The organism is Estrella lausannensis (assembly GCF_900000175.1).
GTDB lineage: Bacteria > Chlamydiota > Chlamydiia > Chlamydiales > Criblamydiaceae > Estrella > Estrella lausannensis.
The window spans coordinates 92,645-115,901 of the sequence record NZ_CWGJ01000012.1 but is presented as its reverse complement, the minus strand read 5'-3'; the positions used below and the strand labels follow the sequence as shown (position 1 = coordinate 115,901).

The window sequence follows — 23,257 nt, the reverse complement described above, 5'->3', positions numbered from 1 at the left end:
AAGGGTAAGGCAGGCGTATTAGATGGACATACTTCCACATGAAAAGCAGATTAGCGAATATGTGAAGGCAATCGACTACCTCAAAAAGCAAAATCAAAGCAATCCGCTTTTCAATGCCGAAATACAGAAGATGGAGCAAAAACTTCTCACTCTGAAGAAAAAAGTTTACTCGGATTTGACTCCCTGGGAGCGTGTCCTGATAGCCAGGCATCCCCAAAGACCCCACTCCATCGATTGCATCAGCAACATCACGGAAACCTTCCATGAACTGCACGGCGACCGTCTGTATGGCGACGATCAATCAGTTGTCGGAGGCATTGCCAAGATCGGGGGCAATAGCTTTGTGATCATAGGCCAGGAAAAGGGGTTTGATACCGAAAGCCGGGTTAAGCGCAATTTTGGCATGTTAAGCCCAGAAGGATTCAGAAAGGCGATCAGGTTGATGAAAATTGCCGAGAAGTTTTCGATGCCCGTTGTGACTTTGCTTGACACTCCCGGGGCTTATCCGGGACTGCAGGCAGAAGAGAGGGGGCAGGGGTCTGCTATCGCCTATAACCTTCGCGAGATGGCACGCCTTAAAACACCGATCATTGTTCTCCTTATCGGAGAGGGCTCTTCAGGAGGAGCCCTGGGGATGGGAGTAGGAGATGTGGTGGGAATGATGGAACATGCCTATTACTCTGTGATCTCACCGGAAGGGTGTGCTTCCATTCTCTGGAAGGACTCGTCACGAAACAAAGATGCAGCAGGAGCCCTCAAGCTGAATGCAGAGAACCTACTCGAGTTTGGTGTTATCGATGAGATCCTCCCCGAGCCGATGGGCGGAGCCCATCAAGATCCGGCCTTGGTCTACGCTTCCATCAAGAAATTCATCGTAGAAAAAGCCTCTGTCTTAAGATCGATCTCATCCGAGGTATTGATCGAGAAACGCTATCAGAAGTTCAGGACGATAGGCCGTTATTTTTATGAGGGGGATAAAAAGTGAAAGAAATCTACTCCAAGGAAGAGGTATTAAGCTGTATAGGACTCAGTGAGCGCTTTTTTGTCCTTTTCTTTAAGTATAGCCCAAGATGCGAATTGTGTGTGGCGGCAAACGAGATTTTGGAAAAACTGGAGAAAGACAGGAATGACCCCAATATTTTTATCTTCAGGATCAATGTCTTAGAATCTAAGGAAGCCTCTCAAAGTCTTGAGCAGTTATCCAAGGTAAAGCACGAGTCACCACAGTGCATCGCTTACATGCGCTTCAACCCCTATTTCAGTGTATCGCACACGAAAATCACACAAAACTTTTTAGAAACAGCCATCCCAAGACCGCCTCAATGAAACAACTCTTCTTTACAGCCTTCTCCACAGCGCGTCAAAGGCTGCTTGTCGCCATCTCCGTTTTCTTCATGATATTTTTGACTATTTCTTCACAGCTTGAAGTGGTATCGCTTGGGATCATCGCCAGAAAAGGTCCTGATTTTTTTGAGATATTCTCTCAGAGCGGAGGGAAAAAAGCACCTGCTGAAGTTGTCACAAAAGTGCAGTTTGAGCAGCGATGGCAGGAAATTGACTCCGATGGCAAAGGAAGCATCACGAAGGAAGATGTCGAGCGCTATCTAAAAAAGGAGAACAAAGGGGATATCATCAGTAAGATTCTCTCCTATTTACCCCTCCCTGATAACCTGAGTAGCAATATCCTCTTTCTTGCCGGACTTATCTCGGTTGTGGCTCTTTTCAAAGCGGTGACGCTTTTTGGCTACCGTTACACAACAAAACTCGCTGCCATAGAAACGAGCCGTCTTTTGAGAGAGCGATTTTTCAGCCATATTCAGACTCTTCCCATGAGCTTCTATCAAAAGCATAACATCGCCACTTTATCCAACCGAGCCGTCGGAGACGCCTATGTGATCGCTGAGGCGACCAACAGTCTGATTACCAATTATCTTCAGACCCCTCTCACAATCGTTTCCACTTTCATCCTCTGCTTTGCAACGTCCTGGCAGCTCAGTTCATTTATCTTTATTGGCATGCCCCTGATCGCGGTTCCGATCTATTTACTGACGCGTAAGGTAAAAAAGGTTTCTTATCAGATTCTGAAAAGGCAAGAGCTCTTCTCGTCAATCCTGATCGACTTCATTTCGGGCATCCAAACGGTCAAAATGTTTTCCATGGAGGATTTTTCCAAGCGGAAATATACCGAGCAGAACGACGCTCTTGCAGAGCTGGAGAAAAAAAGCGCCCGCTATGATCTCTCGACCAGGCCCATTGTCCACACGATCGGCATGCTTTTTTTGTCTGCGACCATTTTGATGGGACTTTATGTCCAGGAGATGAGCGTACCCGAAATTTTGATCTTCTGTGGCTTTCTCTATCTTTTTTATGAGCCCGTAAAAAAATTTGCGGAAGAAAATAGCCGTATCCAGCGTGGGGTCGCCGCGGCCGAGAGGCTGTTTGAGATTATCCAGGAAAAGCCGGTCATCGAAGACAGCTTCGGCGCTAAAACTTTGAGCGAGTTCAAAGAGTCGATTGTATTTAAGGATGTTTGGTTTAAGTATCGCGACACCGACTGGGTCCTTAAAGGACTTAATTTTGAGGTTAAAAAGGGGCAGATGGTTGCCATAGTAGGTCCGACGGGCGCTGGCAAATCGACAATTGTCCAGTTGCTTACCAGATTATATGATGTCACTCAAGGCAGCATCCTCATCGACGGTCACCCACTTGGCGAGTACACCCAAAAATCGCTTCGGGAAACGATCTCTGTCGTGCCGCAGAAACCTTTCTTGTTCATCGACACCGTAGAATCCAATATTGCGGTGGGAAGGGGGCATGACATCAAGGATGTTGTAATGTCTGCGAAGAAAGCGCAGGCGGATGAGTTTATCGCACGGCTCCCTGATGGTTATCAGACCATGCTTTCAGAGGCTGGTAAGGATCTATCCGGAGGCCAGCAGCAGCGAATCACTATCGCCAGGGCTCTTTTAAAGAACGCTCCAGTTATCGTAATGGACGAGGCAACATCTTCCCTGGATATGATCAGTGAGCACAAGATCAAGGAAGCCCTAAAAACTTTGCGTGGAACAGTGACAGAGATTGTCATAGCTCACCGTTTATCGACTATCGAAGACGCCGACTGCATTATCTATATGGATGAAGGGCATGTGATTGCCAAAGGGACCAAGGAAGAGCTCCTGCAAACGTGCGAGCCTTTCCGGGCGATGTGGAATATGATGACCAAGCGCCAAACTGAGGTGGCTGTTCAGTGAAAAAGGAAACGGTGGTTGTTCACTCGGGCGGGATGGATTCCTCTATTTGCCTGGCTCTTGCAGTCAAGGAGTTCGGCTGCGACCGTGTTGTCTCTCTTTCCTTTGACTACGGTCAACGTCACAGAGTTGAACTTGAAGCGGCCAAAAAAATCGCTCTGTTTTTTCAGGTGGAGCATGAGGTTCTTCCTCTCGAGGCCCTTCCCCTGATTCAGCAAAGTTCGCTCACGGATAAAAGCCTCGGAATCAAAAAGGGGCTTGCCGGCGAGCCGCCCAATACGATGGTGCTCGGTAGAAATGGCCTTTTCATCCATTTAGCTGCCATCTATGCCTTTTCCCGAGGTATTCACCGCATTGACTTAGGGGTAATAGGGACGGAAGATGGTAACAGCGGTTACCGCGATTGCTCGCAAGAGTATATTGGTCTGATGGAAAAGGTGATCCGTCTGGACGTTGACAGTGATGACTTCCGTATTCATACACCTCTGATCCGTTTGACCAAGCTCGCCACATTAGAGCTTGCCCATAGCCTAAGCGTGCTGTCCTATCTTTTAGAAAATACCATCACATGCTATGAAGGCGTTGGCAGGCAAGGTTGCCTAAAGTGCCCTTCCTGTGTCCTGAGGAACCAAAGTCTTCTTCAGTTTGCTAAAGCTTATCCAAAGGTGGCGCTTCCCTTTCAGATCGAAGTTTGAAATCGTATGATATGCCGCTGAAAATTGCCTTAACGTCTTTAAGACAATTTCTAAAATACTGTTTATTAGTCTTTTTAGTTTACGCATCCTGCGGTGCAGAAAAAGAGCGCTCTGGCGCTGAGCGGCGATAAGCTGCCAGTATCAGCAGGGTATGGATTAGCGCGTTCGTTGAATTCCATGAGCTTTTACTTTGCAAACAACCGGTTGTGAGACGCATTCGGGATCATTGAGGGACTCTTTCACTTGGGATTAACTTCTTCGGCTTTAATCCATACCGAGAGTGACTCAGAATTTGTTTTTTGGTAAAGAGAAAGCCTCGCTGATTGTTTGTTGGCTCATATTTCTAATATTAAGTGACTTGCAGCCATCGGCTGGGGCTTTTTGGCAAGAACCAAGTTTTGAGACGCTTTCGGTAAAATATGATGCTCTCTTTCGTTTTATTTGTGCGTGGCGATTGAAGCATTCGATCTGATTTAATCAAGGAGGATATCATGAATGTGCAAGGTTTCGCTGGCTCTGCTCCGAGTATAGACTTACCCAATCAGACATTTGACAGACTTTCTGATGAAGTGGTGTTGTTGATTCTTGCGATGCTTCCTCTTCACGATCTTTTGTCAGCATCGCGTGTCAACAGGCAGTTTTGGCGCGTTAGCAATGACTGGCAGTATTTGAAGAGAGACCATCAGGTTGCCGCGCTGGTACTGGCCCGGCTGGGGATCAGGCAAGAGCCTGAATTTTCGGTAGAAAGAAGGTTTACCCTGGAAGAATTATCTCGCTTAATGCGTCAAGTCTATTCCAGATTGGAGAGGGCGGGTATCCAGGAACTGGCTGCCTTTTCCATCGACAGACAGCAAGCCTCTGGGTCGAGAGTTGAACCAATGCTTCGGCGAAAGATCGTGCAGGAGCACGGCAAATGGATCAGGCAGTTTCAGTCATGCTTTGCCAAAGGTTATTTTGAGATTGGCGAACATTTACTCAAGTCGATGTCTCCTTATTCCCTCGACTGTTTTTTTGAGGCGATGGAGAACAAGGTAGGTGTCAAGCACGTTCTGATGAATTTAAATTTACCCTCTCCGTTGAAATCACATTTCTTTCATCGGCTCAAAGTGAACGCCTACCACTTTGAAGCGCTGACACTACAGGGCGAGAGAGGAGTCAACAGGCTCTTGCCGGAAATCCTTCTTTGCCTCGCTTCGAGCGAAAACATCAAAAGATTGAAGTTTCAAAACTTGTTGTTTGGTGCACAGGAGTTTGCACAGCTGGCAGAAGCATTAGGGGGAAATGTGGTATTGGAGCATCTTGAGATCGATCAGCTTAATTTTGATGAATCCTGCATTGAACCACTGGCTAAAGTGCTTGAGCGTCCCTGTATGAAAAGCCTGTGTTTGGAACACGCCTCCACTATGGAGATTGCCCAGGTTACGCTAGCGGCTTTGAATTCACCTATGCGACGACTTGAATTAAGAGGGTCTTTTGTAGGACAGAGGGCCGCTGAAGCGCTAGTGCACTTGTTTAAGATGAATCGATGCATCCGCGGATTCACACTTTCGCAGCCGATGATAGGGGAGGCTGAGCTTTGGTACCTGGAGGAGGAACTCGGTAAATTGCCGGGGATGAATTACAATCTTCCCTGTAAGCGCTCGTTTAGGCCTGTAGCTTTTAGATCAAGCCCATCTTCGCTAGAGTGTCTTTAAGAGACAGGTTGTTCTCCTTTTCCAGCGTTCCGCTTTCGTTAAGCCATTTGAGATAGCTTTTGGGTACCTTCTCGAGCGGCAGTCCCTGGTGTTTGCCAAAGGGCATATGAGTAATTTGTTTAACGGCTTTCTGAAAAGACATCAGATCCAGGATTTGCTGATAGGAAAGATCATCGACCATTTGTGAAAATACCTCATAGAGGACTACGACGTCGTCGAGCGCTCTGTGGGCGTTGTTTTTTTCAATACCATAAATTTCCCTGAGGAATTGTAGGGAGTGCCGTGGCAGGTCTGGCCTGTATCTTCTCGCCCATTTCAGGGTGTCGATAAATTTCCACGATGGCATCTGCAGGTTGTTTCTTTTCAGTTCATTACGCAGTATGTGAACATCAAACCCATCGTTGTTGTGGGCGATGAGAACAGCATCTTCGGAGCAGAACTCGATAAAGCTTTTACCCACGGTCGCAAAATCAGGTGCATCCCTAACCATGTCATCGCTGATCTTATGGATATTGGTTGCTTCCTTGGGAATGGGTTGTTTGGGATTGACAAAGCTGCAGAAGCTTTCATTGCGTATGGGATCGAAGGCTGCAATTTCGACGATCCGGTCTTCCTCAAGTCGGATTCCGGTGGTTTCAGTGTCGTAAAAGATTGGGCGCATAAGTAGTTATTTACTTCCTTCCTGTTTTGACAAACTCCTCCAGAATCTGCTGGAAGGTTTTCGTGCCTGAAGCGACAAGCTGGGTTAAAGGTCCGAATGTGTGGGCAATCTCCGGGAGCGAGCCTAAAATTCGCTCCAACGTCATGACGGAGACAACCATTTTATCAAAAGCCGGAATTACTACTCTGTAAAATAATAGCTTGGAAAGCTCATCATAGCAAAATCCCGGCAGGTCAAGCTCTTTGTTGAAAAAATTGAGCAGTCTTAATGTGTCGGCAAGTGTTCCTTCTTCGGCTCTGCAGGGGAGAAAGAGGACTATTTGCAAGATTGTTTGTTGCTGGATAATCCGTATAAAGACAGGGTACTCGATGAGATCCTTCTTAAAGGTGAGCACGAGCTGATCGGTCTCTTTTTGATAAAAAACTTGATGGCCAAGCTGTTTTATCAGCTTTTCCAGATTTTTGTACGTAAGTTCCATTGCGGTATTTCTCTTGCTTTATCGTGGGGTGGGAAGAAGGCTCCAGCTCTTGTGCCCCTGCTATCAGTGGTACAAGAGGCGGAAGGTTTAATTGAGAGAGAGCTTTTCCATATTAAGCGGAAAGGCAAAGAGTAAAAGGATAACGGGTTTGCGGGTGCTTTGTCCAAGGAATTAATATGTCTAGTCGGCAACGCAGCTCTCTTCAAGCTCGCGCATAGGGGCAGCAGCCTCTTTTTGCCGGGGCTCTATCAGTTCCTGTCGTAAAATTTCCCATTTTTTATTCGCTTCAATTCCCAGGGAAACTTTTCCACCTTGAATTTTTAATATAGTAATGACGATTTGGTCTTGTTCATGCTTACCGATTACTATCTTTTCTTCGGATTTGCGGGTCAATACTAGCATAGTTCACCTAGGTTTCTGTTCGCGTTTTAAGATGTTATCTTCTTCGCACTAGTTGCGGTCTTGTGTTCAGTTAAAGTGGAGTAATAACTCCTTCAAGCAGTGATTCGCTTAAAAGTTATTTCCTGGCAGCATTGAGTTGCCGCAGTCTCTAGTCACGTCGGGATTGTTGGTTGTCGGAATCAATGAGACGTCATCGTCGGTGGGCATTCGGTAGCAACCGCTAAGAGATGCTATAGCCAGTGCTGCAGTCGTCAAAATCGCGAATATCTTTCTAGAAGCTGCTGTAGACACATTTTCCTCTGGTGTTTCTTAGCTGCGGCCATTCTATATACCACATTAAAAATATGCAATATGAATTTAGAAAATACAATGTGTGCCAGACCCTATTTTGAGGGGGCATTCTGCCGATGTGCCGGGGTATCTTAGAGACTGTTAACGGAAACGGATTTTGTCGGTTTTGGGAATTATTTTGACCGCTTTTCGATCTTTTTGAGGTCATTATGCCAGAGCGGATATTAACCCTTTAAGAGTCGAGATTTGGTCAAACGAACCTTGAAGTCAACAGGACGTGAATCTGTTAACAGCCTCGTAGAGACCTACCACAAACTTAAATCAGTTTGCTGCACTGATGAAACGGGTTATAATATTTGAAACACAGTTTCAGGTACCGATAAACATCAAATTTTTAGATGTTGTTCGGTATAACCGGCTCCAGCAAAATACAACATGCTATTTCAGCGTGCGGAGTATCTCTTAGAGAGGAATGTCGCTGAACTTCTTTCTTTCCACCGCCTCGCTTTCTTCGTGCGGCAAATGATCGGAAGAGATGAGGGTAATTCCGGTCGCCGACTCGGCGAGCAGGTGTTTTTTGCCTGCGTATTCAACTACAAAGAGCGCTGATTTTTGAGAGATCGATCTCTGGTCTAAGATTTTTATGCTGCTGCCTTGATTTGACATCTGGATGCGCGACAGGTTCATTCGTTTTAGGAACCATGAAAGACCCACTAAGAGTACAAGAAGAAATCCCAGTGTGATCAGCATATTTAAAAATTCTCGGTAGAAATTGGTTTCAGGGACCGGTTCCTCAGCCAGAGGGGGGAGTAGCTCCTGCTGCTGAGTAGATTCTGCTTGTTTGAGGGTTTCGCCACTCTCGATCTTCTTTTCAGCAGAAGGAATTGCATCTTCTGCAAAAACCGTTTGAGCGAACGCGCACGTGAAAATCAGCAAGAGCCCCCTGATAACGGCGGGTCTTAGTAAAACAGTGAAGAAAAGGTTTGGAAGCAGTTTACCTTGAGCTATCTTGTTATCCATGGAGCAGCCTTTTTCAGGGTTAAAGGCGCATTCTATTCGTCCAAAACATAAGTTTGAACAAAATTTTTGCTGGTATAGACGGAGCCAGGTCAAATCAATTGACTTCGTCTCGGGTTGGTATCTTAGCCATGAACACCTTCTGCTGGGAGTGACCTTTAGTAAGATAGGCTAATGCTCTCCTCTATGCATCAGCGAAAATATTGCTTAAGCTGCGCCGTTTATCTATGCTATAAGAAGGGGGGATGTCGAAAGTGTCTCGAACTTTGAAGTTGCCTAAAGCCAAAGTTCGAGACACTTTCGGTATATATCAATCGGTTAGCGATGAGTGAGATCAGCGGAGAAAAATCGGCTTATATTTTTTTAGATATCGATGGAACCATTTCCTCATCTCTCCACTCTGTCGAACCGGAAGTCGCGGCGTATTTAAACGCCCTTGCGGCCTCGGGACATCAACTTGTTTTTGTCACAGGCAGGTCTTATCTATGGGCTGAAAAATCGCTCTCCTTTCTTCAAGGATCCTACCTATTCTCTTGCCAGAATGGCGCCCTGATTCAGGAGATGCCTTCAAGAAGAGTTCTCTTTCAAAACTATATCGAAAAGGAAATGCTCTCCCTGCTGGATCGAATAGCTGAACCTTTTAGGCAAGACTATGTTGTCTACACAGGCAGAGAGAACAACTCCCTTTGCTACTACCGGGAGAGTCTATTCACTTCGTGCCAAGAAAAGACACTTCTCGATAGGGCGCAAAGTGTAGGGGAAGAGTGGATTTCGGTAGCATCATTTCGAGACCTTCCTGTAGAGTCATTCCCCGCAGTGAAATTTTTTGGCGGCCAAAATGAACTTCAGAGTATCGCTGATGAAATAAGCAAGGCGGCCCATCTGCATATTCCTGTGATCGTTGATCCGGTAGTCAAAGGGAGTTTTGTCGCCCAGGGGACAATGACGAGTAAAGGGGATGTGGTGGATGCTGTCGTTGAAATGAAGGGTGCCAGGCCTGTTGTCGCCGCCGGCGATGATATGAATGATCTTGCAATGCTAAGAAAAGCTGACATCAAAGTGGTTGTAGAGACAGCTCCCAAAGATCTTCTCATGATGAGCGACATTATCTGCCCACCGGCAGATAAATCAGGCATTATCACGGGGCTGAGTCAGGCGATTGAACGCTTAAAGAGATGGGGATGAAATAACGATGGCTTGGACTTTGGTAACAGGAGCGGCAAAGCGCCTGGGAGCTTCCATCTGCCTGGAATTGGCGCGGGCGGGACACAATCTTGTCATTCACTACAGGCAAAGCCAAGATGAGGCAGAAGCGCTTGCTGTCACTCTCAGGGCTTTTGGGGTGAAAGCAGAGACGATCCGCGGTGATTTTTCCACCGCAGAGAGCCTTCAGGAGTTTTTGAGAGAGTATCAACGTCAGTTCTTGGCAACACGGTTTGTCGTCAACAATGTGGGGAATTACTTAATTGAACCTCCTTCGGAAACAGCTCCCATAAAGTGGCATGAGCTCTTCGAAACCAATTTTTTCGCGCCGGTGGCTTTGACTAACGCCCTGCTGTCTTCCCTGAAACAGGAGAGGGGCGCCGTCGTCAATATCGGGGTTGCCGGCATCAGCAAGCTGAAAGTTGACGTCAACGCCGCAGCATACACTATGAGCAAGATCGCCCTTTTGGCATACACCAAGTCCCTCGCCAAAGAGGTGGCCAAAGACCTGGTGCGAGTCAACATGGTCTCTCCCGGATACATCGATAATGCGGTCGATCTTCCGGACGACTTAAGCGTGTTGCCTATGAAGCGTGCAGCCACGCCTGAGGAGGTGGCGCGGGTCGTGCGCTTTTTACTGGAACCGGCGAGCGCCTACATTACGGGTCAGAATATAGAAGTTGCGGGAGGGGTGGGGCTTTGATGGATCAGCGGTCTAATCCGGCGGTGCACTTTCGGCAAAAGGCAGCCAAGAGTGAGTGGCAAAGATTTAACGGGTCAGGTTCTTTTGCGTCCGTTCCAGAGGAGTTGCTCGCGATCTTGCTTTTCCTGAAAGAGGGAGGGCAATATCGCGAATGTGCCTTAACCCGCCTCGACAAGGTGATGAGTGAAGACCCTCTTCCTGTCGATGAGGATCCCTACTTTGCCCTGAGAGCAGCTCCTCCGGTTGCAGCCCTTTTGCAAGCGCAATCTTTGGGCATTCGCACAGCAGTACAAGAGAAGCTCAGAGCCTACCTTCTCTTTCTTGGCGCTAACTTGCAGGAGAGCATGCGCAAGGAGGGGGCGTCTTTGAGCCGTTTTCTAAGGATCCGAATAGAATTAACTTTATCGATAGCTGCAGAGTTGCTCGGAGATGAGGGTGCTTTGCAGCAAACTTCACTATCGATCGATGATTTTTTTCATCCGCAGCTGTCACCGGATCTCTTTACCCTCCTCTTCACGTTGGAAGCAGTGGGGCGGCGCCACGTTGGACAGGATCTTCTCCAGTCCCTTCGTCTTGTTTGGAGCGATGAGCAAGGAACATTTTTGGGCCCTCCGCTCTGTAGCTTTCACGAGGGAGCTTTGCCGTCGGTTCAACGAGCCGATTTTTGGATGAGTTGTCTGACCGGAACTTTAGGGGAGAAGTTAAAACGGAAAGCTCCTCCTCTCGAATCGGCTCTATATCCGGATAAGCCGTTTGCGTTTCCCTCCTCAAGCTCCATGCCTGCATCGGTACCTTCCATAGCGGACAATTGGATAAATCCTACACACTCCCTTTTCACCTATCGCCGAGGAGACCTGCGACTTAAGCCTTATTGGCGCGCATTTCATCTGGTCCGCGGCTTTATCTCCGGAAACGGGCCCATGGTTTCTTTTTCCGTTCAGGGGAAGGTGGAGGGAGAAGTGGCAGTTTCTAAAGACGGTTTAGCAGTTCAGGTGCGATTTAGTTACACGGGTGAGCAGGTGGGTGTCGCGGATCCCACCGACTTGATCGGCTTCTATGTTGGCCCCAGGTCAGGAATCGAGTATACGGTTAACGATTGCCGGTCTACCGTCTTTAACTTAGGTGATATCTTGTCTTTCAAAGGGGGATTTGGCGAGATACAAGTCGTGTTCAGCCAAATTTCCGGAACCTCCACCGTTTGCGGCCACATGACTGCCGGGGCTCGGCCTGCTGTCGAGTGCGGTGATGGCGTCGATTGGGTTGCTTATTTAAGACCAGTCAAGCTCGAAGCAAAGTCCGATTTTCTGATGACGATTTCGGTTAAGTGACAAAAGAGTGTAAGTGATGGGGCGGCAAAGAGCTTGGATTCCGTTTTTCTTTCTTCTTTTTTTTCCGCTTGTTGCCCTGGAGCCTGCTTGCCCGACACAGTATATCTGCCCGCGTTATGCCGCAAAAAAGATGTCCCCGATGAAACCAAGCCCCTGTTTTTTGGTGATGTTAGTTGATGCTCCCCACTTTGATTATTCTGACGGAGATCTTTTTTTACGCAGTTGGCGCAAGCATCCTCAGGGGGGGCGTAAAGATGGAACAGTGGGCCACGCCTGGATTTATCTCCGCGGCGTGAAAGACGGTAAAGTTGTGGAAATAGAGGGCGGGCACAGTGGCGAGAGAGGGGTGCGCAGCTTGACTTACATGGAGGGGGTGGACCTGCTGATTCAGAGGGGAGAGAAAAATCCGGTCCGTTATCTCTTTGAGTCCTTGGAAGACGGATATTTCGAATCGGGTTCCGGAACGCACCGCCCTACTTTCGCCGCCAAAATCGATCTGACTAGAGAGCAGTTTGAAGCCATATTGGCCTACATCCATCCTTCTTGTTATCCTTATAAATCGTACAGTCTTACGGGGAGGCAATGCGCCTCTTTTGTTGTTCAGGTGGCAGCTTTGGCAGATCTTTCGATTACGGCGGAGGTTACGCTTCCTCTGCCCAAGTGTGTGAGAGTAGGTAGGCAGTATTTTTCGCTCTACGAGGATGAAAAGTACTCCACCATCACTTTTTGCTCTCCCGACATGGTCGAACAAGAACTCATCAGGAGAGTTTTTGAAGGCAGGGCGGAATATGCGCTGGATTGGTATTTTGCCGAGATGAAATGCTGTTTAGACCGGAAATGAAGAGAACGCCTCAAAATTGGGATTTTGGGGCGCTCTCACTATGTAGCTCGGTCGGCTAGAACGAGAGTCAGGCTTTGGCTTCCTTCTGGCACTCCTGCATCCCTTTCATTCCAACTCCCATGATGCTAAGTCCGTTATCGATGTATATCGTTGTGCCGGTGATAGCATCCGCAAAGGGCGAAGAGAGGAAAAGAGCAGCCTTGCCTACATGCTCAGCTTTTAGTTCGGAAGGTAGCGGCGAGTTAGCTTCCGCATATTCAATCATGGTATCGATAAAGCCGATTGCCTTGGCGGCACGGCTTCTTAGGGGGCCGCAAGAGAGAGTGTTGACGCGGACGCCCCACTTTCTTCCTGCCTCCCAGGCCAAAGTTTTTGTGTCGCTCTCAAGGGCCGCTTTTGCAGAGCTCATTCCACCTCCGTAACCGGGGATGGCACGCTGCGCTGCCAGGTAGGTTAGAGACAGCGTGGAGCTTCCCGGCGGCATGATAGGCCCAAAGTGTTTTAACAGGCTGATCCAAGAATAGGAAGAGGCGGATAGCGCTGCCAGGTAGCCTTGTCTGGAGGTTTCAAGTAAGGGTTTAGAGACTTCGGGTGCGTTGGCCAGCGAGTGGATCAGGATGTCGATTGAACCAAAGTCTTGAGCGACGTCGGCTGCAACCTCTTTGACGGCATAGCGACTATAGGCTAAATAGCGTTTGTTTTGCCTAGTCTCTTCGGGGACATCTTCCATGGAGTCAAACGCAGCGTCCAAGGGATAGATCTTGGCTATCTGCATCAGTGAACCGTCGCTTAATTTGCGCGACTCATCGAATTTGCCTCGTTCCCACGAGGTTTCGAAGATGTTTACCAGCGGCGTCCAGGTGCCGATGATAATCTCCGCTCCCGCCTCTGCCAATGCTTTCGCGATAGCCCAGCCGAATCCCTGATCATCGGCGACTCCGGCGATGAACGCTTTCTTTCCTTTAAGATCAATACCTAGCATAGAATGGACTCCTGAAGGCGCATGTTAGCCTTCGTTTAATTATACCGGAAGGATCTCAAAATCGGAGCGTTCTCTTTGCCAAAAGCCAAATTTTGAGACCCTTTCGGTATAACATCAGTTAAGGAATGAAGTGGTCAAGGTAATGATTTTATTCGTTCCGGCGGTTAAAGGAAAAGAAGAACCTTCTTTTCCATAGTTTTTTTTCGACTTACCGCTTTGGAGAAGTTGCCCACAATTTCTCTTGGAATTGAGGGTGTGGATCAGCGATAATCTCTTCGCGCAACAGAAGGTGCTCCAGAGTGCAGATCAAACGAATGTATTTAAAAAATTTCAGGCGCTTTAAGGGAGCGGCTTTGGAGTTTTCCCCTGAATGCACTTTGATTTCCGGTCCGAATGCGGCCGGGAAGACAACGCTCCTCGAAGCTGTCCACCTACTGATATTCGGGCGCTCTTTTCGTGCGATGCACATGAAAGAGATGATTATGGATGGGGAAGAGGATGCCGCTGTTGAACTCGATTTAGTCAAGGAGGGGGTGGAGCACACTCTTGGCCTCTATTTTGGCCAGGAGAGGAAAAAGATTCGGTTTAACGCGACAGAATACCGGTCGCTGACAAGCCTCATTGGCCTTTTGACGGGCGCTTCCCTTCTTCCTACCGACGTTCATCTCATTACAGGACAACCGCAGCTCCGTCGCTCTCTTATCGATTCCATCATCGCACAGGTGGATCCTCTTTACATCCATCATTTATCACGATACGCCCAAACGGTGAAAAGCCGCAACTGCCTGCTCAAAGCGCGCGAATTCAAAGCGATTGACCTGTTTGAGGAGGAAATGGCGAAAAGCGCTGTTTATATCACAAAAGCCAGGGTGGATGCAGTGCAGGCTATGGATCAGATCGCTGCGCGGGAGTTCGCCCTTTTCTCTCAGGAGAGCGAACACGTGCGCCTGAGCTATCTGTCCTCTTTTGGGAAAGAAGAAGTCTCTTGTGCCTCATTCATGCATTTAATGAGGGCTAACCGTATGAAAGAGTCCTATCTTGGGTTTACGCTGGCGGGGCCACACAAAGATGACCTTTTGATTCACCTTTCCGGCAAAGAGTGTCGGCTATACGCTTCGGAGGGGCAAAAACGCAGCGTGGCTGCGGCGATTAAACTCGCTGCGTGGTCCCACCTCGCGTGCGTTTCGTCGACTTTGCCGCTGCTGCTTGTTGATGATGCAGCGCTTGGTTTTGATGCCCTGCGCCGCGAGCGATTTTTTTATGCGCTTAAGAGCCGGGGGCAGGTGCTTATCACTTCGGCGGACAAGCTGGAAGGCTCTTGGTCGCAGCTTGATCTAACGCGATAAAAAGAGCTTTATTCGCCGATGATAGAACATCCAAAGGGAGTCAGGGTAAAACAGGGTTTGCCTTGGATGCTCCCTGTCGCTGTCAGGGCCGATTCGTAGAAAAAGCCCATTAGGCAGTCGGTCACGAACCGTCTTTCCTCTTCATTGTATTGCGGAAGTGCAAAGCTCCAGCGTTTGCCCTTTTTTACGAGGGTTACGGGGGGCATATTTCCTACCGAGGCGCACGCTCCTTTAAGGAAGTCATCCAGCAGTACCCAGCCTGTCTTGACGATGCGCTTTAAGCAGCGCTCAATTTCACGGATGTCTTTATCTGAGTAAATCCCTTGGCTTCGGCGCAGGCGATTCATGGCCGAGAGATAGAGGGTCATCGCCTTTTCCTGAGGCGTTTTGGCAGTGAATTCAAGACCGGCCTGTGTGACTTTGTATGTCCCGTGACTTTCTTCAATCAAAGAAAGTGAGAGCAGCTTGGAAACGATCTCTTTTTGGAGCGGCTCTTTAGGATCCTTGCCCTCTTTGCCGAGTGCTTTAAGTGCCTGGGTGAGCTCCTCCACATAGCCGAAATCGGACGGGTGTGTTCTCTCGATGAGGGATGGTTTTTCAATCGGGTTACAGGCGTTTTCACGCTGGAAGCGGATGAGCTGCGCCCATTCATGCAAGGGGACGACTCGCTCTTCAAAACCTGAATCTTTCGGAATATAGACGCAGTAGCACAGCAGGCTATATTCCAGATAGAGCATACACTCCATGAAGGCGTCGTCGGTCAGTTTGTATTTTTCCTTGATTAGTGCGCTTGGCAAGGAGAGGTCTTGTGAGGCATGCACATCGTCGATTGTGCGTTCAGCCGCTTCGCACTCAAAGGGAAGCTCCTGCAGGTGTTTGATGTAGCACTTCGGGTTGTGCAAGACTTTTTCGACAATGGCCGGGAAGATCTTATCGGTATTTTTCGGAAGGGTATACCAGACGGGCAGTACATGGATTGGCACTTGCTGCATAAGTCCCTGTATGTGGTCTAAATCGGGATCGAATCCTTCTTCAAAACGAGCCAGCAGGCACTCAAAATACTTTCGCACATCTTTATCGACTGATAAGGCTCCTTGCTCGAGTTTCAGCAGCCCGGTCGGCTCTATGATTTTCGCCAAATTTTCGATGGACTCTTGTGAACAGTCCAGGGCTTGTGCCAGCGAATCAAGGGAGATTTTAAGAGAACCGTTAACGATTTCGACGAGAATTGCGATATCGTGCTGGTTAAGTTTTGAGAGCAGAGCGCGGTTAGCGATGTCCTTTTTAAAATTGTAGTGGGACAGCTCGATTTTATTGCGTTTAGGAGGCGCAACGTTCATCCGTATTCTCCTTCTTTAGTCAAGCTTCGTAGAGAGGCTTATCAGAGCCGGGGCAAATCTTGAGGATGTGCAGGATGGCTCTCTCTAGATGTGACAGGTGTGTAAATGATGTATCGGCGCATGCTTGGCCTTATTGAGAGGGAGAGGAGCGATGCAGAGTCGGAACAGGAGAATTGATCAATTGTCGATCGGCCAATCATTAATTCCCTGTGATTGTAAAGAGTTTGTTAATTTCAGGCAATATCACATATATTAAAGAAATTTATTTGGTCAGCTAGTTCGTATTGTTTTTTTTAATAAAACAATGTGTATAATACAAGTAACCTGTGTCGAAGAAATTTGTCTGGATTGGGCGGTCAGGTTGGTTACGGAGACTTAAGTTCAGGGCTGACTGGTGTTTAACTTTGGCATGCGCAGCAAAAACTCGGCCTGAAGGCGCTCGATAATCGACTGAAGCCGTGTTGTGTGTGGCAACAAGTCTATACCGAAAGTGTCTCAAAATTTGGTTTTTGGCAAAGAGAAAACTCTCGCGATTGAATGATCGTAAGCCACCTAATATTAGAAATATGAGATGACTTAAATCCTTTCAATCCCGAGGCTTTCTCAAAGCCCACATGCCAAGTTTTGAGATACTTTCGGTATAAGTGTTCAGTTTGCAGGAGGTTTGTCCTATGCGTATTGACAGGCATGCACACCACCCCCCGTGGGCGGAAGGGCCTGAGCCCAAAAAGAGTCCGGCGGCGCATCACTCTCTGTCGGATGCGGAAACTTTTGTTGACATACCACTGAAATCCGGGATAGAGAATAAGGTCAGTCAACGCGAGCTGTTTCAGGCCGAGAACAAAAAGCTTATCGCGGAGCTGGCCGAGAAGCAGGGGTTGGATCCAATGCATCTCTATACAATTCAATTCTTGTGGCTCCTGCACGACCCGTCAACGCGTGCAGAAGCGGCGGAAGTTCTCCGTAGAATGCTCGTGCGTGATTGATTTTCATTATTTAGAGGAGTTTATGGCTAAAAAATCAGTGGGCAGGAGTCAGGAAGATGTTGAAGGTGACAAGGGCGGCGACGTCAGGGCTTCTATGGAAGCTTTGATCAATGCTATGTTACACCAACTTGAGGAGCAGTATTTTAACGAAGTCGAGCCCTTTGAAAGCTATTCAAAAAGACTGCGTTTGAAGTTATACCGAGATTTGGAAGGTTACTGTGAGAGGTTTCAGAAAGGTTACGAGGTTATCTCTGCTGAAATGAAAAACAGTTAGAAACTTATAAGAGCCTGTCTTAAAACGGAGCCTGTCTTAAAGCTGAAATCGTATGATTTGTTTGCCGAATTTAGCTATAAGCTTCGAAAAAATTTTCAGCATATTGGATTAATATACTGAAAATTTTTTCGAAGCTTATAGCTAAATTCGGCAAACAAATCATACGATTTCAGCTTTAAGACAGGCTCTAGGAGCCTGAAGCGTTGTTTCAAAAGGGAAGGTTATGGAGAACTTGGAAGAGTTTGAGATACCTAAGGAGATAAAGGAGCGTCTTAAGGATCCCGATGTGTTTAGACAGCACATTCTGGAGGGAAAATCGCTCCAGGAGATCTTGGGATTCGATGATGGCAGGCTCGAGTTGTTTTATCAGAAGGCCTCATCCCTCTACGGCGAGAACAGATTCCAGGAGGCGCGAGAAGCTTTCACCTTTTTGACGACACTGAATCCTTTTGTTGCCAATTTCTGGGTGGGACTGGGGATGGCAGAACAGCGGCTTGAGGAGTTCAATGGAGCGCTTCTCGCCTTTGCGATGGCGATGATGGCCGATAGTCTGTCGCCTCTGCCTCATTATCATACCGCTTTATGCTATCGCTCTCTTGGCGATCATGAGAATGCGCTTAGCTCCCTTGATCTCGCGCTGATGCGCGTTATGGGTAATGAAGAGTGGAGGACTCTTAGGGAGAAGGCTTTAATGTTGAAGGAGCGTATTAAGGGAGAGCAGGAGAGGGAGAAAGAATAAAGGCAATAAGATACATGTTCTTACTGCCTTTGATCTGGAATGCTGGCTTACCAGCTGGATTTTGTGACGCCTGGGATTTCGCCCATGGATGCCATTTCTCTGAAGCAAAGTCTGGAGACTTGGAATTTTCTTAAGAACCCTCTCGATCTGCCTGTGAGCTTGCAACGGTTGCGCAGTCTGATCGGGGAAGAATCTCTCGGCATTTTGTTTAATGCGATGCGTGCATTGCTGCGCTCTTCTTCTGAAAGGTTCATGTTATAAATGATGTTCTTCAGAGCTTGGCGCTTTTCCCACTTCAATTTAACGAGTTTTTCGCGACGCTTCTCTTTTTCTACAGATGATGTTTTGGCCATGGCAGTCCTATTTTTTCAACGCAGGGCCTTTTTGCCTCTGCTTTCTGTTGGGATCTTTTTTATTGATGACGTAGAGACGTCCTTTTCGACGAACAACCATGTCGCCTTTGGACTTGTCTGCTTTAATAGATGCTCGAACTTTCATTTGTTGTCCTACTAATGTTTCGAAGAAAGGCCTATTTATAACGAATTCGGGGATTCTTTTCAACGCAAAAAGAACGTTTTCATTAAAATGGCTCTGTCAAAAGGGGAGAGAGGGGCGTGTGAGTCCTTTACGCTCTCTTGAAGGGTAAAGGAGTTGTCCGGCGTAAGCTTCCAAGCTTGGCCCGACTGTTTTTTTGCAACTAGCTCTTGATTTTATCTTCATTCTTGGGTAGGATGTAAACACTAAAAAACAATACAAATAAGGAACCTTAAAGTGAAACGCACATACCAACCCAGCAAACGTAAGCGAGCAAAAACACACGGATTCCGCGCCCGAATGAAGACTCCAGGCGGCAGAAGAGTGTTGAGAAACAGAAGAAGGCACGGCCGAAAAGCTCTGACCAGAGTTTAAAATCGCACATGTTTAAAGCTAGGGGGTTTCCGAAACAAGCTCGCCTAACTAAACGAGTTGAGTTTATTAAAGTCAAAGTTGGGGCGGCATCGCACACAGGCAGCTTAGTCATTATTGACCAAAAAGCCACGAGACGCGGACACTGTCGCCTCGGCATCACAGTATCTAGAAAATTCGGCAATGCCGTATTACGCAATCGATTCAAAAGAACAGTCCGAGAAGTGTTCAGAACTATGGACTGGAGAAGCAAAAGTTTCGATTTTCACATCAGGCCCCGGGCAAAAGCGCGGGAAGCTAAGACAAACGAGATCAGGGATGAGTTAAACACACTACTTGGCCCGCTGATCGATGTCACATAAAGCATCCGATTCTTTAAATCCCAATCAGGCAAAGGCTGTCCGGACGACGGAAGGCCGCGTTCTGGTTTTGGCAGGCGCAGGCAGCGGCAAGACCAAGGTTTTGACGCATCGCGCCGCCTTTTTGATTCAGGAAAAAGGAATTCCGCCCAGCAAAATCCTTGGATTGACTTTTACCAATAAAGCCGCCGCAGAAATGCGCAAGAGGCTGAGTGGGCTGATCGGCGCTACAAGTGCAGAACAGGTCACTCTTTCAACTTTCCATAGTTTTTGTCTGCGCATATTGCGAGAAGATATTCATCGCTTGGGCTTCACCGACGCTTTTTCCATTTATGACGAAAGCGATATCGAAAGGATGGTGACCGGGATAGCCAAAGACATCTTAGGAACAGAAAAACAGATTCCGTCGCTGGCGCCGACCATGGCTTTGATCGCCAAGGCAAGGAGTCAGGGAAAGCTTTTTCTTAAGGAAGGAATGGAGCCTAACTGGCATGATGAATTTGCCAATGAGGTGTTGAAGCGTCTTGGACAGAGTATGAGGGCGTATAATGCTCTTGACTTCGATAGTATGCTGTTTTTTACAAAACAGCTGTTTGAAGAGTGTCCCGATATTTTGGAAAAATGGCAGGACCGTTTTTCTTATGTCATGATTGACGAGTATCAAGACACCAGCCCTGTTCAGTACCAGATCACGGAGCTGTTAACTCGGAAATCAGGAAACCTCTGTGTTGTAGGCGATGACGATCAGTCGATTTACGGTTGGAGAGGCGCACACCTTAAAAATATCTTAGATTTCCAATATACCCACCGCATCACTTTAGATCAGAACTACCGCTCGACCAATCACATTTTGAAGTCTGCCAATGCCCTGATCGCAGGCAATACCATGCGCCACGAGAAAAACTTGTGGAGCGGCTTTGGCGATGGCGACCCCCTGGAGGTGTTCGTCGCTCCCGATGAGATGATGGAAGCAGAAGCAATTGCCCACCGGATTATTAAGCTGAAGGAATTAAAAGGATTCGCTTTCAGGGATATCGCCATCCTCTACCGCTCCAACGCTCTTTCCAGAATCATGGAAAAGGCGCTTCTTAAGCATATGTATGTAACTCCGGGTGGCGTTAAACGAGGGATTCCCTATGAAATCGTCGGTGGAACCGAATTCTATGAGCGCCGCGAAATTAAGGATCTGCTCGCTTACCTTAAAGCGATTGTCAACGAGAAAGACGCGGAAGCACTTCTTCGCATCATCAACTACCCGAGGAGGGGAGTGGGAGACGAATCCCTGGATCGCATCACAGCTTTCAGCAGGAAAGAAAAGTTGCCTCTCATGGAACTTTTGAAAAAGACTGCCGCAGGAGAGGTCTCGCTTGATCTTTCCAATCAAGCGCTGGCAGGGGTGAAGCAGTTTTTGCATATCTTGGAAGATGTCCAGGGAAAGTTAAAAGAGGGCTCCGTGGCTCAAGGTGTGGAGTTTTTGATCGAGCGGATCCGGTTGAAGGCAGCAATCGATCTGGAAGTGAAAAGCCAAAAAGGGCAGGACTTCAAATGGGAGAACGTGCAGGAGTTTGTCAGCAGTATCCAGGAGTTTGAAGAGGAGCATGCCGGGGAAGAGAGTTCTTCCTTGCTAAAAAAGTTTGTCGGGGATCTTTCGCTTAAAAATAATCTGGCGCGGTTCGAAGGAAAGGATTCAGGCCAGACCGATGCCGTGCAGCTGATGACATTCCACAGCTCCAAGGGGCTTGAGTTCAAAGCGTGCTTCCTGATGGGAGTGGAAGACCACATCGTTCCTCATGAGAAGAGCGTGCTTGATGTGGGGGTCGAAGAAGAGAGGCGTTTGCTTTATGTGGCGATTACGCGGGCGATGCGTAACCTGACTATCAGCATGGCAAAGGAACGTAAAAGACTTGGAAAGCAAGCAGTCTCAAGGCCTTCACGCTTTCTGTTTGAAATTCCCAAAGAGTATCTTAAAACGACGAAATGGGATGAGGTATAGGCCTGTTTTAAGCGCCTCTTAAACCCCAAGGTTCCAACGTATCTCACAATTTATGACTTTGGCTTTGGGAAGGATAAATTTTCAGATATATCGGGTATATTTTTGCTTATACCGAAATTGTCTCTAAATTTGGCCTGGGAGCTTTCTCTTTTCTAAAAACCCAATTTTGAGAGAATTTCGGTATAGAGTTTTCGGAAAGTTGTCAAACGGGCAACCCCCCATTATTTGGCCTCTTCGATGTAGGATTGGATGTCTTCTTTCATGGATTCGGGAGCGGATTCAAACGCCTTTTTGGCATGGATCAGAGCTTTTTCTTTCTCTTTTTTGTCCAGATACACTTGCGAAATGATCATCTCGATTCTCCAACGGTTCTCTTTGTCTTGGTCGGCAAACCTGTTTAGATAGCTGCTCAACGGCTCCACGGCAGTTTCTGGAGTGCACTGTCCTGATTCGAGCTTGTCAGACAGAGCGTCAAAATCGATGCAGGCGATCTGGTAATGGGTAAGATGGGAGTTTTTAGGGTCTTCCGTAAGAAGCTGCTTCTTTAAAGAAGCAGCTTCAGTGGAGGATATTTTCCCCTCTTTAGCCAGCTGACGGTACTCTTCGATTAAAAAAAAATCCTTTCTGTCGGAGGTTTTTCCTTTCTCAATGATCGTGGCGATATCGGAGGTCTGCTGAAGCTGGCGTGCTTGCTTGAACAGCATTTTCAGCTCAGCTCCCGAGAGGTCGTCTTGATCAAGTCTGGACATCTTGGACTTGTAGGATGAATATTCTTCAACCATTTTCATCAGATGCGAAGCGTAGGACTTTCCGCCTCCAGGACGGTATCCCGTGACGCCGATCTTGTGTCCTTGTGGATCCAAGATAACAATCGTGGGGAAACCGCGTACGTCGAAACGTTTCTGCAGCTCCTTATTCTTGGTCGCTTCTCCGGCAGGTTGACTTCCCTTTTGCGGGAAATCGATTTTCACAAAAACAAATTGCGAGGCAGCCGCTTGTTCGAAATCTCTTGTCGAAAGAGACTCTGATTCCAATTTTTTACACCATACGCACCAGTCGGAGCCTGTGAAAAAGAGGACTAGGGGTTTGTTTTGATCTTTAGCTGTTTTGGCAGCTTCGTCATAGTTTGTCATCCAGACTACTGCATCGCTTTTTTCGAAGGATGCAAAGGTCAAAAACAAGAAAGCATTCAGGAAAAACAAGGCAAATCTACTCATGGCACTCTCATTGGTTAAATGTTGAGTCGTAGGGATTGTCCAAAACTCAAACCAGCACGTTGTGCCGCAGATTTGAGTTCATGGACACTCTCTCCCTAGTACCCAACCATATAAATTTTGATGAGGTAGCACGAAAGCCCCTTTGGCCGGATGATCACAGCAAGGGAGATTGTGCTACCCCATTTATGATCGTCTAAGCAAAGAAGTTTTCCCGCCACCCAACTGATTAAAATTTATACGGTTGGGTACTAGGAGGTTAAACAACTACGCCGATACCGGCTGGTTTCGTTTCCATCACGAAATCGAAAGCGGCACAGGGCAAAAGCGCATAGCTGGTGGAAATGGCAGAAGGGCCGCTCAAGGAAAATTTGAGCGTACCTGGCGCATTTTCCGGCTTTCTCAAGGATAGTCCTATTCCGCATAAGAGTAAAGATGCAACTAATATGCGTTTTTTAAATAAAATCAGGTGGTTGCTTATTCCTTAGTTAGTTTAATTAACTCTTTTGTTTATATATTATCTTAATACTTCATTAACATTTATGTTGTAAAATTAT

The 23,257-nt window shown here is 47.5% G+C and carries 26 protein-coding genes; 16 read left to right on the top strand and 10 right to left on the bottom strand.

Features of this window, described 5'->3' with window-relative positions:
* The first annotated feature begins 22 nt into the window (after positions 1-22).
* From ELAC_RS05545 to ELAC_RS05525, 5 genes are all read left to right on the top strand, one after another.
* Complete coding sequence (locus ELAC_RS05545; RefSeq protein WP_098038295.1) at positions 23-985, top strand: acetyl-CoA carboxylase carboxyltransferase subunit alpha; 963 nt, start codon at positions 23-25, stop codon at positions 983-985.
* Positions 982-1,326, top strand: coding sequence for a monothiol bacilliredoxin BrxC family protein (locus ELAC_RS05540; RefSeq protein WP_098038294.1), 345 nt, complete (start codon positions 982-984; stop codon positions 1,324-1,326). The genes ELAC_RS05545 and ELAC_RS05540 overlap by 4 nt, the downstream gene beginning before the upstream one ends.
* On the top strand, positions 1,323-3,251 hold the full coding sequence (locus ELAC_RS05535) for an ABC transporter ATP-binding protein (RefSeq protein ID WP_098038293.1): 1,929 nt from the start codon (positions 1,323-1,325) through the stop codon (positions 3,249-3,251). Before ELAC_RS05540 ends, ELAC_RS05535 begins: the two co-directional genes overlap by 4 nt.
* Complete coding sequence (gene queC / locus ELAC_RS05530) at positions 3,248-3,943, top strand: 7-cyano-7-deazaguanine synthase QueC (RefSeq protein ID WP_239414391.1); 696 nt, start codon at positions 3,248-3,250, stop codon at positions 3,941-3,943. The genes ELAC_RS05535 and queC overlap by 4 nt, the downstream gene beginning before the upstream one ends.
* 491 nt (positions 3,944-4,434) lie before the next feature.
* Positions 4,435-5,637 (top strand): F-box protein, encoded by a 1,203-nt coding sequence (locus ELAC_RS05525; protein ID WP_098038292.1) that lies wholly within the window; start codon positions 4,435-4,437, stop codon positions 5,635-5,637.
* On the opposite strand, the gene ELAC_RS05520 is transcribed toward ELAC_RS05525, so the two are convergent.
* The 5 genes from ELAC_RS05520 to fliO all read right to left on the bottom strand — a co-directional run bounded on the left by ELAC_RS05520 (position 5,603) and on the right by fliO (position 8,489).
* The gene (locus ELAC_RS05520) at positions 5,603-6,298 is read right to left on the bottom strand and encodes a putative quorum-sensing-regulated virulence factor (protein WP_098038291.1); all 696 of its coding nucleotides are present in this window, start codon (positions 6,296-6,298) and stop codon (positions 5,603-5,605) included. The two genes, ELAC_RS05525 and ELAC_RS05520, sit on opposite strands and share 35 nt — an antisense overlap.
* Before the next feature lie 10 nt (positions 6,299-6,308).
* Positions 6,309-6,776 carry a YbjN domain-containing protein gene (locus ELAC_RS05515; RefSeq protein WP_098038290.1) on the bottom strand — a complete coding sequence of 156 codons (468 nt, stop codon included), beginning with the start codon at positions 6,774-6,776 and terminating at the stop codon, positions 6,309-6,311.
* Positions 6,777-6,956: 180 nt separating this feature from the next.
* Positions 6,957-7,178, bottom strand: a complete 222-nt coding sequence (locus ELAC_RS05510; protein ID WP_098038289.1) for a carbon storage regulator — start codon at positions 7,176-7,178, stop codon at positions 6,957-6,959.
* Between the two features lie 108 nt (positions 7,179-7,286).
* Positions 7,287-7,469: a hypothetical protein gene (locus ELAC_RS11615; protein WP_143406450.1), complete on the bottom strand. Its 183-nt coding sequence runs from the start codon at positions 7,467-7,469 to the stop codon at positions 7,287-7,289.
* 462 nt (positions 7,470-7,931) lie between these two features.
* Positions 7,932-8,489 carry a flagellar biosynthetic protein FliO gene (gene fliO / locus ELAC_RS05505; RefSeq protein WP_098038288.1) on the bottom strand — a complete coding sequence of 186 codons (558 nt, stop codon included), beginning with the start codon at positions 8,487-8,489 and terminating at the stop codon, positions 7,932-7,934.
* Between the two features lie 321 nt (positions 8,490-8,810).
* On the opposite strand from fliO, the gene ELAC_RS05500 reads away from it, so the two are divergent.
* From ELAC_RS05500 to ELAC_RS05485, 4 genes are all read left to right on the top strand, one after another.
* Positions 8,811-9,671 carry an HAD-IIB family hydrolase gene (locus tag ELAC_RS05500; RefSeq protein ID WP_098038287.1) on the top strand — a complete coding sequence of 287 codons (861 nt, stop codon included), beginning with the start codon at positions 8,811-8,813 and terminating at the stop codon, positions 9,669-9,671.
* Between the two features lie 7 nt (positions 9,672-9,678).
* The gene (locus ELAC_RS05495) at positions 9,679-10,392 is read left to right on the top strand and encodes an SDR family oxidoreductase (RefSeq protein WP_098038286.1); all 714 of its coding nucleotides are present in this window, start codon (positions 9,679-9,681) and stop codon (positions 10,390-10,392) included.
* Positions 10,392-11,720, top strand: a complete 1,329-nt coding sequence (locus ELAC_RS05490; RefSeq protein ID WP_098038285.1) for a hypothetical protein — start codon at positions 10,392-10,394, stop codon at positions 11,718-11,720. The genes ELAC_RS05495 and ELAC_RS05490 overlap by 1 nt, the downstream gene beginning before the upstream one ends.
* 139 nt (positions 11,721-11,859) lie before the next feature.
* Positions 11,860-12,561 carry a hypothetical protein gene (locus ELAC_RS05485; RefSeq protein ID WP_143406449.1) on the top strand — a complete coding sequence of 234 codons (702 nt, stop codon included), beginning with the start codon at positions 11,860-11,862 and terminating at the stop codon, positions 12,559-12,561.
* 67 nt (positions 12,562-12,628) lie between these two features.
* Here the strand turns inward: ELAC_RS05485 and ELAC_RS05480 are convergent, their stop codons facing one another.
* A complete protein-coding gene (locus ELAC_RS05480; protein ID WP_098038283.1) occupies positions 12,629-13,543 on the bottom strand; it encodes an enoyl-[acyl-carrier-protein] reductase in 915 nt (304 codons plus the stop codon).
* Positions 13,544-13,842: 299 nt separating this feature from the next.
* On the opposite strand from ELAC_RS05480, the gene recF reads away from it, so the two are divergent.
* The gene (gene recF / locus ELAC_RS05475; protein ID WP_143406448.1) at positions 13,843-14,889 is read left to right on the top strand and encodes a DNA replication/repair protein RecF; all 1,047 of its coding nucleotides are present in this window, start codon (positions 13,843-13,845) and stop codon (positions 14,887-14,889) included.
* 8 nt (positions 14,890-14,897) lie between these two features.
* Here recF and ELAC_RS05470 read toward each other — a convergent pair whose 3' ends face one another.
* Positions 14,898-16,229, bottom strand: coding sequence for a hypothetical protein (locus ELAC_RS05470; RefSeq protein WP_098038281.1), 1,332 nt, complete (start codon positions 16,227-16,229; stop codon positions 14,898-14,900).
* Positions 16,230-16,900: 671 nt separating this feature from the next.
* Between ELAC_RS05470 and ELAC_RS05465 the strand changes: the two genes are divergently transcribed.
* From ELAC_RS05465 to ELAC_RS05455, 3 genes are all read left to right on the top strand, one after another.
* Entirely contained in the window at positions 16,901-17,215 is a 315-nt protein-coding gene (locus ELAC_RS05465) for a hypothetical protein (RefSeq protein ID WP_098038280.1), read from the top strand.
* 22 nt (positions 17,216-17,237) lie between these two features.
* Entirely contained in the window at positions 17,238-17,489 is a 252-nt protein-coding gene (locus ELAC_RS05460) for a hypothetical protein (protein ID WP_098038279.1), read from the top strand.
* Positions 17,490-17,712: 223 nt separating this feature from the next.
* Positions 17,713-18,228, top strand: coding sequence for a SycD/LcrH family type III secretion system chaperone (locus tag ELAC_RS05455; RefSeq protein ID WP_098038278.1), 516 nt, complete (start codon positions 17,713-17,715; stop codon positions 18,226-18,228).
* 47 nt (positions 18,229-18,275) lie between these two features.
* Here ELAC_RS05455 and rpsN read toward each other — a convergent pair whose 3' ends face one another.
* Together rpsN and rpmJ are read right to left on the bottom strand one after the other, a co-directional pair.
* Positions 18,276-18,581 (bottom strand): 30S ribosomal protein S14, encoded by a 306-nt coding sequence (rpsN, locus tag ELAC_RS05450; RefSeq protein ID WP_098038277.1) that lies wholly within the window; start codon positions 18,579-18,581, stop codon positions 18,276-18,278.
* Between the two features lie 7 nt (positions 18,582-18,588).
* Entirely contained in the window at positions 18,589-18,726 is a 138-nt protein-coding gene (rpmJ, locus tag ELAC_RS05445) for a 50S ribosomal protein L36 (protein ID WP_098038276.1), read from the bottom strand.
* 273 nt (positions 18,727-18,999) lie between these two features.
* Between rpmJ and rpmH the strand changes: the two genes are divergently transcribed.
* Genes rpmH through ELAC_RS05430 form a run of 3 tightly spaced genes read left to right on the top strand, consistent with a single transcriptional unit; the run spans position 19,000 to position 21,486 of the window.
* Positions 19,000-19,137, top strand: a complete 138-nt coding sequence (gene rpmH, locus ELAC_RS05440; protein WP_098038275.1) for a 50S ribosomal protein L34 — start codon at positions 19,000-19,002, stop codon at positions 19,135-19,137.
* Between the two features lie 8 nt (positions 19,138-19,145).
* Positions 19,146-19,496 carry a ribonuclease P protein component gene (gene rnpA / locus ELAC_RS05435; RefSeq protein ID WP_098038274.1) on the top strand — a complete coding sequence of 117 codons (351 nt, stop codon included), beginning with the start codon at positions 19,146-19,148 and terminating at the stop codon, positions 19,494-19,496.
* Positions 19,486-21,486 (top strand): ATP-dependent helicase, encoded by a 2,001-nt coding sequence (locus ELAC_RS05430; RefSeq protein WP_098038273.1) that lies wholly within the window; start codon positions 19,486-19,488, stop codon positions 21,484-21,486. Before rnpA ends, ELAC_RS05430 begins: the two co-directional genes overlap by 11 nt.
* A gap of 221 nt (positions 21,487-21,707) precedes the next feature.
* On the opposite strand, the gene ELAC_RS05425 is transcribed toward ELAC_RS05430, so the two are convergent.
* Entirely contained in the window at positions 21,708-22,703 is a 996-nt protein-coding gene (locus ELAC_RS05425; protein WP_098038272.1) for a thioredoxin family protein, read from the bottom strand.
* Positions 22,704-23,257 lie beyond the last annotated feature (554 nt).

What these genes read in the sequence shown, in the direction of transcription:
- ELAC_RS05535 (WP_098038293.1), top strand. Translation starts at nt 1,323, where the DNA reads ATGAAACAACTCTTCTTTACAGCCTTCTCCACAGCGCGTCAAAGGCTG.
- ELAC_RS05485 (WP_143406449.1), top strand. Translation starts at nt 11,860, where the DNA reads ATGAAACCAAGCCCCTGTTTTTTGGTGATGTTAGTTGATGCTCCCCAC.
- ELAC_RS05465 (WP_098038280.1), top strand. Translation starts at nt 16,901, where the DNA reads ATGCGTATTGACAGGCATGCACACCACCCCCCGTGGGCGGAAGGGCCT.
- ELAC_RS05490 (WP_098038285.1), top strand. Translation starts at nt 10,392, where the DNA reads ATGGATCAGCGGTCTAATCCGGCGGTGCACTTTCGGCAAAAGGCAGCC.
- ELAC_RS05460 (WP_098038279.1), top strand. Translation starts at nt 17,238, where the DNA reads ATGGCTAAAAAATCAGTGGGCAGGAGTCAGGAAGATGTTGAAGGTGAC.
- ELAC_RS05470 (WP_098038281.1), bottom strand. Translation starts at nt 16,229, where the DNA reads ATGAACGTTGCGCCTCCTAAACGCAATAAAATCGAGCTGTCCCACTAC.
- ELAC_RS05525 (WP_098038292.1), top strand. Translation starts at nt 4,435, where the DNA reads ATGAATGTGCAAGGTTTCGCTGGCTCTGCTCCGAGTATAGACTTACCC.
- rpmJ (WP_098038276.1), bottom strand. Translation starts at nt 18,726, where the DNA reads ATGAAAGTTCGAGCATCTATTAAAGCAGACAAGTCCAAAGGCGACATG.
- ELAC_RS05510 (WP_098038289.1), bottom strand. Translation starts at nt 7,178, where the DNA reads ATGCTAGTATTGACCCGCAAATCCGAAGAAAAGATAGTAATCGGTAAG.
- ELAC_RS05520 (WP_098038291.1), bottom strand. Translation starts at nt 6,298, where the DNA reads ATGCGCCCAATCTTTTACGACACTGAAACCACCGGAATCCGACTTGAG.
- fliO (WP_098038288.1), bottom strand. Translation starts at nt 8,489, where the DNA reads ATGGATAACAAGATAGCTCAAGGTAAACTGCTTCCAAACCTTTTCTTC.
- ELAC_RS05480 (WP_098038283.1), bottom strand. Translation starts at nt 13,543, where the DNA reads ATGCTAGGTATTGATCTTAAAGGAAAGAAAGCGTTCATCGCCGGAGTC.
- ELAC_RS05495 (WP_098038286.1), top strand. Translation starts at nt 9,679, where the DNA reads ATGGCTTGGACTTTGGTAACAGGAGCGGCAAAGCGCCTGGGAGCTTCC.
- rnpA (WP_098038274.1), top strand. Translation starts at nt 19,146, where the DNA reads ATGTTTAAAGCTAGGGGGTTTCCGAAACAAGCTCGCCTAACTAAACGA.
- ELAC_RS05545 (WP_098038295.1), top strand. Translation starts at nt 23, where the DNA reads ATGGACATACTTCCACATGAAAAGCAGATTAGCGAATATGTGAAGGCA.
- ELAC_RS05500 (WP_098038287.1), top strand. Translation starts at nt 8,811, where the DNA reads ATGAGTGAGATCAGCGGAGAAAAATCGGCTTATATTTTTTTAGATATC.
- ELAC_RS05425 (WP_098038272.1), bottom strand. Translation starts at nt 22,703, where the DNA reads ATGAGTAGATTTGCCTTGTTTTTCCTGAATGCTTTCTTGTTTTTGACC.
- ELAC_RS05515 (WP_098038290.1), bottom strand. Translation starts at nt 6,776, where the DNA reads ATGGAACTTACGTACAAAAATCTGGAAAAGCTGATAAAACAGCTTGGC.
- ELAC_RS05455 (WP_098038278.1), top strand. Translation starts at nt 17,713, where the DNA reads ATGGAGAACTTGGAAGAGTTTGAGATACCTAAGGAGATAAAGGAGCGT.
- rpsN (WP_098038277.1), bottom strand. Translation starts at nt 18,581, where the DNA reads ATGGCCAAAACATCATCTGTAGAAAAAGAGAAGCGTCGCGAAAAACTC.
- ELAC_RS05430 (WP_098038273.1), top strand. Translation starts at nt 19,486, where the DNA reads ATGTCACATAAAGCATCCGATTCTTTAAATCCCAATCAGGCAAAGGCT.